Origin of the sequence: Herbivorax alkaliphila (assembly GCF_030848475.1) — a bacterium.
Classification (GTDB): Bacteria; Bacillota; Clostridia; order Acetivibrionales; family Acetivibrionaceae; genus Herbivorax.
Genome location: NZ_JAVDDS010000023.1, coordinates 52,192 through 60,031 on the forward strand (window position 1 = coordinate 52,192; position 7,840 = coordinate 60,031).

The following is a 7,840-nucleotide window of genomic DNA, read 5'->3' on the forward strand; positions in this document are numbered from 1 at the left end:
CTATAAGCTAGAAAAAATTTAAGTTCATACTTTATTTAGTCCTTACTAAAAAATAAACGCATTTTTAAGCGTTTATTTTTTATAATTTTGTTCTAACTCTCTAATAAAAATCAAAACCTTATTTTTAATAATGTCTCTAAGAGTTCTCATTTTTTCTAACTTTTCTTCATTTGTTCCTGAAAAATTATTAGGATCTTCTAAATCCCAGTGTATTCTTTTTAATACACCTGGAAATATAGGGCATTTTTGATTAGTAGATTCTTCGCACACAGTAACTATATAACCAAAGAATTTTTGTTGTTTAAAAAAATCAAAAACATTGTCTATAGAATTTTTTGAGATATCTATTCCCTCTTCTTTCATAACAGTAATTGCTAATGGGTTTATCTCTTTAGGATCAAATCCTGCACTTTCAGCTTCAAAAAAGTCAGACCCATATTTATTCATATATGCTTCAGCGATTTGACTTCTTGCCGAATTGTGTACACATAAAAAAAGCACCCTTATTTTATTCATATTGTAATTCTCCTCACTAAATAGATTTCTAAATGTTTTACAATAATCCTATTATAATATTTATTGCAATTCATCTAATTTATATTTTATTATTTTATACTAGAAGTTTCAATTTATCTAACAATAATTTAACATTCATTACGAAACTTTAACAAAAAAATCTGAAATGACATACACCCCAAAAATATAAAAATTATTTTTGCAAACAGTTGGATAATTTTAATTAATTATGCAAAACATATAAATAATAAAAAATTATTATTTATGGGATGATTAATTTGAGTATTACTAAAAAACAAAATATTTTTTCCGATGATTTTAACAAAAACTTAAAACATATAAAAGGTCAGTTTTCTAATTGTTGTGATATAGAATATAGATATTTTAAAATATCACAGAATTTAAAAAAAGATGCTTGTATTATATTTGTAAATGGCATGGTTGATTCAATTTTTATGACTCAGAGTGTCATAGAACCATTAATAAATTGTGAAATTGAAAAAGCTTATAATAAAGAAATATTAAAAAACATATATGAAAGCTTGATTGGTGTAAGCAATATAACCACTGAAAAAAATGTTGAAACCTCAATAATTGAGATTTTGTCAGGGAACGCATGTATTATTATGGAGAATGAATCAAAAGCTTTAATAATTTCAACAGTAGGCTGGCAAGAAAGAAAAGTAGAAGAAAGCCAGGCTGAAACTGTTGTAAAGGGTATGCGAGCAGGCTTTATAGAAAATATAAGAGTTAATGGTTCTCTTTTAAGAAGAATGATAAAAAGTCATAGGCTAAAATTTGAAAAAATTACTATAGGAAGGTTAACTAATACTGAAATAAATATTGTTTATATTGAAGGAATTGTTAAGGACAATCTTTTAGGTAATGTTAAAGAAAGAATTAATAAAATTGATATTGATGGCATTTTTACAATTGGAACTTTACAGGAATTAATTGAGGATTCTGTTTTTTCAGTTTTTAATTCAACATTTTCTACAGAAAGGCCTGATAGGGTATGTAGTAATCTTTTAGAAGGAAGAATTGCTGTGATTATGGATAATTCTCCATCCGTAATTATAGCACCTACAAACATTGGTATGTTTTTACAATCTACAGAAGACTATAATTCTAAATATTTAGTTGCAAGCTTTTCCAGAGTGTTAAGATTTATTTCTATAAATGTCAATCTTTTGCTTCCGGGCTTATATGTATCGGTGTTTTCATTTCACAATGAAATGATTCCTACAGAGCTTTTAAAAACAGTCGCCCAAGCGAGGGAGCACTTACCGTTTCCTATATTTGTTGAAATGATTATTCTTGAGTTTGCTTTTGAAATATTAAGAGAAGCTGGAGTGAGGTTACCTCGGCCTGCTGGGCAGGCGGTTAGTATTGTAGGAGCCTTAGTTATAGGACAGGCGGCGGTTGCTGCAAATTTGGTATCACCTCCATCTATAATTATTGTTGCATTAACAGCTATAAGCTCCTTTACGATACCTTTTACTGAAGCTGCAAATCCATATAAAATTCTTAGATTTCCAGTTTTAATTGCTGCAGGCATGTTTGGAATGACTGGAGTTATAAGTGTACTGATGATGATTTTTTTACATATAGCTTATCTGAAAAGCTTTGGAATTCCATATTTGTCGCCCATAAGCCCTTTTATTCTTTCGGATTGGAAAGATTTTTTAGTAAGGTTTCCAACACAGTTTATTAAATTGAGGCCTAATCAGCTAGCAAAATCAAATAAAAAACGCCAAAAGTAAGTGAAAGGAGAAGTATATATTGAATTTTAAAATGATAAAATTGATAATTTTAGTAATTGCTTTATTTTTATTTTCAAGTGGATGTTGGGATAGACGAGAAGTAGAGGAATTATTATTAAGTGATGCAATTGCATTTGACTTATATCAAGACTCTGATAACAGACCAATATATAGGGTTTCCTTTATTGCAAAAAAACTTTATCAAAATGGAAAGGAAATGGGAATGGGTGAAGAGGAAGGGGATATTGAAAGTGAAGATCAATGGACACCGAGTTCTAAGGGGTATTCCTTTGAAGAGGCAATTAATAGATTTTCAAAAAGAGTCCCAAAACATTTTTATGTAGACCATAGCAGTATTGTTTTATGGGGAGAAGAATTTGCTAAAGAGGGTGTTGTAAAAAGTTTAGATTATATTATTAGAAAGAGGGGGTTTAGGCTTAGAAGTCATATAATAGTGGTTAGTGGAAAAATGGTTGAGTTTTTTGATACTTTGCCTGAATATGAAAGGACATTAACGGAAGAATTAAATATAATACTTCAAAAGGGAAGTATAGAGTCTGATTATGTTTTGATAAATTACTTTGGAGATTTCGCAAGAGATTATTTAGCTGAGGGAATAGATCCATGGGCACCAGTTATGAAAGGTATAAGTATAAAGGATTCGCCAGAAAGAACGGAGCATAAGAGAATTGTAGTAGATGGTGTTGCGTTATTTAAAAATGATAAAATGGTTGGATTTTTAAATATGCAGGAAACACAGGCTTTTTCTATTTTAAAGGATTTGGCGAACAAAGGAGTTTTTACTGTGCATTATGAGCATGGAGAGATATCTTTAAAATATGAAGCTACAAAGGTTAGAAGGAAAATTTATATAGATAAAGGAAGAATTAAAGTAAATTATGATGTAGAAATTAAAGGCACAATAAATGAAATATATTTATTTTCTAATTTAACAAAAGAGGAGTTAAATAAATTAGAAGAGCAGTTCAAAATAAAAATACAGAAAGTCTTACAAAAAGGAATAGAAAAATTTCAGGAGCTTGAGTCTGACGCTCTAGGCATAGGAAGATTTCTTCACATAAAATATCCTAAAGTCTGGGGAGAAATAAAACATGACTGGCATGAAATTTATAAAGACATTAATATTACTGTAGATGTAGAGTTAGAGATAGAAGGAACAAATATGGGATATAAACCCTTGAAAAATGTAGAGGAGGAGAAGTAATTGAACCAAGAGAAAATAAGTGGCGGTCAGTTGATAAGTATAATGTTTTGGACAATAATGGGGACAGCAGTCTTAACTCTTCCTATACTCGTTGGAATACATGCACCAAGGGATGCTTGGATGGCAGCAGTTATATTCACAATAGGAGGTTTGATTTTAAGCTTACTAATAGGAAGCCTTTCTAAAATGTATAAAGAAAAAGATTTTGTAACTTATATTACCGAAGTATTCGGAAGGTTTTTGGGGAAAAGTATAATCCTTATCTTTGTTATATGGATGTTTCATACTACAAGTATTGTAATATGGCAAACATCAAATTTTACAAAAATCACATTGCTTCCTGAAACACCTTTTTTTATGGTTACAATAATTCTTATAGTTCCTTCGATTTATGCTGTATTTTTAGGAATAGAAAGTATAGCCAGGAGTGGGCAGTTTGTCTTTTTTCTTACTATATTACCTTTTTTATTCTTGTTTTTTTTAAATACATCTGATTTTAATATAGAAAACCTTCTTCCTGTTTTAGATGATGGTGTTTTTAATGTTCTGCGTTCAAGTTTAGCTCCTTTAGCATGGGCAGGAGAGATAATGTTTGTTTTATTTCTTGCTCCAAACATAAAAAATAACTCTAAAATAACTTTTTATTCTATGAGCACTGTACTTTTGATAGGAATAGGGGGAATAATTACTGAGATGTTTTTTACAGCAGTGTTTGGGGCACTTAGGCAGCATTTAACTCATCCCTTTTATACAATAGTAAGATACATAGAAGAAACAGCCTTTATAGAAAGATATGATATTATTTTTGTTGCTGTCAATTTAATGGGTAATTTTGTTAAAATGTCAGTGTTTTTTTATGTGTTAGTTTATTGTACTTCTAAACTTATTGGAGTAAAAAATTACAAAATTTTAATTATTCCTGTTATAGCAGCTTTATTTGCTATCTTATATTTATTCATACCAAATCAAGTAGAAGTAATACAGTTTTTAGATGGAGTATTTCCGTTCTATACAATTCCTATTCTTTATGGGATACCTTTTATAACATTTGTGGTGGCAAAATTTAGAAAAATACAATAAGGGCTAAACTTTGAGTAATATTTTGATTTCCTTAACATACCTTTAACTATTTTTTAAGGTAAGTAAGAAAAATAATATTAAGTTTTAACATTTAGCTCTATGTAAATTATTTTAATTTTATAATACCTTAAATTTAAAGCATGAAACATTTTATTTAATTCATATAATATTTTTAAATATATATGAATTGAGTCCATATTTAAATTACATAAATGACATCCAGTAAAAAAATGGTAATGATATTGACATATTAATAGCTAATATGTATAATTAGATTTAAATTTAGTAAACAATAATAAGAAAGGTAAGGTACTTAAAGCGATGAAAAAATAATTCACTTTTTTAATGAATTTAAAATTAGGCATAGTTAGAACTACTGGTTTTTTGAGATTATCTCAAGTTCTGCTGGTGTATATTTTATTAAAATTAATTAGTGGATAGTATTTTTGTAGCTAAAAGTAGCTTGGCTTATATATAATTATTTTTAGACCATTATACAATGGGCTTTCCTTGAATATTATGCATTTAAAGTATATTTATTGTATAGTTTAAGATTATTATATTTGCAAGATGCTATCCTCTTTATCTAAAGGAGGATTTTTTATGTTGTTAGTTGAATGTAGTGGAATTAAAAAATATTTTGGTGAGCGTTTAATATTAAAAATAGATAATCTTAAAATCTATTCTGGAGATTGTATTGGGGTTGTAGGTGTAAATGGTGTAGGAAAAACAACTTTAATAGATATATTGAGTCAAAGGTTAGAACCTGATGAAGGACTTGTAAAGCTACACCAAAAAGCAGGATATATATCACAACTAGAGTTACCTGACAATAAAAATTTAAGTAATGAAATTGCATCTAAATTTTGTGTTAATACCATTTGGGATGAGACTATGAGTGGAGGAGAAAAGACAAAATTTAAAGTTGCAGCAGCTTTAGAAGAAGGTAACATGATAATATTTGCAGATGAACCCACAAGTAACATGGATATGGAAAGCATTAAGCTTCTAGAAGAGAAATTTATAAATTACACAGGAACATTAATTGTTATTTCCCATGATCGAAGTTTTTTAGATAAGTTATGTAATCAGATTCTTGAAATTGAAAATGGAAGAATTAAAATGTATAAAGGTAATTATACTGATTATACTGGGCAAAAGATGCAAGAACGAACAAGGGCGGGGTTTGAATATAAAGAATATATAAACGAGAAAAAGCGACTTGAAGGTGTTATTCATAAAGTAAAACAAAAGGGACAAAACATAAAAAAAGCACCTAAAAGGATGGGGAATTCTGAGGCTAGGCTTCATAAAATGGGTGGACAGAAACAAAAAGCAAAACTTGATAAGAATTTTAAAAATGCAAAAAAAAGAATTGAGCACCTTGAAGTTAAAGAAAAACCAAAAGAACAAAGAAAAATTCAATTAAATATTTTAGAATCCAATAGGTCTTACAGTAAGGTTTTGCTAGAAGGCAAAAATATCAATAAATCATTTTATAATAAGATTATATTTAAAAATGCAGACTTTGTTATTGAAAATGGAGCAAAAATAGCTCTTATAGGCTCTAATGGATGTGGGAAGAGTACCCTTATTAAAATGATTATGGAAAATGAAAATGGTATAAAAATTTCTCAATCAACTAAGATTGGATATTTTAGTCAAAGCTTAAATATTTTAAAAAGTAATTTGAGTATTATTGAAAATGTAATGGAGAACAGCATTTATTCAGAAAACTTTGCTAGATTACTCCTTGCAAAGTTGCTTTTCAAAGGAGAATCAGTCTATAAAAAGGTAAATGTATTAAGTGGTGGAGAATTAGTCAAGGTTTCTTTTGCTAGGATACTATTAGAGGATATTAATATGTTGATATTAGATGAGCCTACAAATTACTTAGATATTAGTAGTCTTGAAGTGATAGAAGAAGCTCTAAGAGAATACGATAGAACACTATTATTTGTTTCTCACGACAGACATTTTATAAATGTTGTTGCTGATCAAATTATGACAATTGAAAACAAAAAGATAAAATTATTTAAAGGAAGTTATGAGGAGTATTTATATAAAAAAAGCAAGCCAAGTAACGATAATAAGGAGATCGGAGAGCAAATTATTATATTGAAAAATCGTCTTTCAGAAGTAATAGGAAGATTATCATCACCATCTAAAGATGATGATATTGAAGAATTAGATAAAGAGTATCAAAAAATATTAGGTGAGTTAAAAAGACTTAAAGAAGAGTGAGTTAAAGGAAAAAATATAAAAATTTGAGGAAGTATTTTTAAAGTGTTAGACTATTGACACAGATGTGCTAGTGGTGAAACTTTTTACTTTACAGTATAAACTTTTTTGAATATAATAATTTTAAAGAAAGCAGTAAAAGTTAGGGGAGATAAATATAAATTACTATAATTTATTAAAAGTTCATAAAAACGCATCAAAAAAAATTATAAAAGATGCCTATATGTCACAAGTAAAAAAATATCATCCAGATTTATTTCAAAACAAAGGTGAAAAAGAATGGGCAGAGAGTAAAATGAAAAAGATAAATTCAGCTTATGATATTTTGATGGACGATGTGAAGCGATTAGAGTACGATAAAATAATTGAAGAAAAATACTATCCAGATTTAAAAGATGTAAAGAAAAAACATTCGAAAACAGACTATGAAAGATTAATATCCTTTATATCGGCACTCTTTAATGTTTTTATTCTTCTATTTGTTGATTTAAGAGTTTTTTTTCAGAGTATAGGAATTATGGTACTTCTTTTAGCATGTATATGGTATGGTGATGAAATGGGAAGTTATTTAGGGGTATTTATTTCGAGAACTTCTCCGGGAATTATAGTAAAAATACTGGCATGGATTATTCTGGCGGGAATTACAATTGCTATTTTTATAGGATGTGTAATAACCTTGTTTTCAGGTGAACTCATTTAGGCTTATGATATAATTGTAGACAGGACAGATATTGAGCAAGGATTGACAGCAGAAATGTCACAGGATTATTACGGAAATACTACAACTAAGGTATATGACAAGGCAGGAAGGCTCAAATATGTAATAGATGGAAATGCATCATCAGGAACACTTTGTGCAACATATGAGTACAATCCTAATGGTTCAATAAAAAATAATCCAAGTGAAGGAGTAGAACGCGATATTGGTAGTGTAATGATGAAAATTTCAAAATGATAAAAAGTTTATATAAATTATAAAGGACAGCCAAATAAAGGTGGGTGATATAAGGCGAGA

7 protein-coding genes are annotated in these 7,840 nt (G+C 28.6%); 6 read left to right on the plus strand and 1 reads right to left on the minus strand.

Annotation, left to right across the window (positions count from 1 at the left end; translation table 11 throughout):
• Positions 1 to 72: 72 nt before the first annotated feature.
• Positions 73 to 516, minus strand: coding sequence for an arsenate reductase ArsC (locus RBH29_RS10035; protein WP_306696680.1), 444 nt, complete (start codon positions 514 to 516; stop codon positions 73 to 75).
• A 278-nt stretch (positions 517 to 794) separates the two neighbouring features.
• Between RBH29_RS10035 and RBH29_RS10040 the strand changes: the two genes are divergently transcribed.
• The 6 genes from RBH29_RS10040 (at position 795) to RBH29_RS10065 (ending at position 7,780) form a co-directional block, all read left to right on the plus strand.
• Positions 795 to 2,279, plus strand: a complete 1,485-nt coding sequence (locus RBH29_RS10040) for a spore germination protein (protein WP_306696681.1) — start codon at positions 795 to 797, stop codon at positions 2,277 to 2,279.
• A gap of 19 nt (positions 2,280 to 2,298) precedes the next feature.
• A complete protein-coding gene (locus tag RBH29_RS10045; RefSeq protein WP_306696682.1) occupies positions 2,299 to 3,504 on the plus strand; it encodes a Ger(x)C family spore germination protein in 1,206 nt (401 codons plus the stop codon).
• On the plus strand, positions 3,505 to 4,584 hold the full coding sequence (locus tag RBH29_RS10050) for a GerAB/ArcD/ProY family transporter (protein WP_306696684.1): 1,080 nt from the start codon (positions 3,505 to 3,507) through the stop codon (positions 4,582 to 4,584).
• A 603-nt stretch (positions 4,585 to 5,187) separates the two neighbouring features.
• Positions 5,188 to 6,828: a ribosomal protection-like ABC-F family protein gene (gene abc-f, locus RBH29_RS10055; RefSeq protein WP_306696685.1), complete on the plus strand. Its 1,641-nt coding sequence runs from the start codon at positions 5,188 to 5,190 to the stop codon at positions 6,826 to 6,828.
• 154 nt (positions 6,829 to 6,982) lie between these two features.
• A complete protein-coding gene (locus tag RBH29_RS10060) occupies positions 6,983 to 7,525 on the plus strand; it encodes a J domain-containing protein (protein WP_306696691.1) in 543 nt (180 codons plus the stop codon).
• 42 nt (positions 7,526 to 7,567) lie between these two features.
• Positions 7,568 to 7,780, plus strand: coding sequence for a hypothetical protein (locus RBH29_RS10065; protein WP_306696686.1), 213 nt, complete (start codon positions 7,568 to 7,570; stop codon positions 7,778 to 7,780).
• The last annotated feature ends 60 nt before the right edge of the window (positions 7,781 to 7,840 follow it).

Excerpts from the sequence above, each read along its gene's own strand:
- abc-f (WP_306696685.1), top strand. The coding sequence starts at position 5,188 with ATGTTGTTAGTTGAATGTAGTGGAATTAAAAAATATTTTGGTGAGCGT.
- RBH29_RS10035 (WP_306696680.1), bottom strand. The coding sequence starts at position 516 with ATGAATAAAATAAGGGTGCTTTTTTTATGTGTACACAATTCGGCAAGA.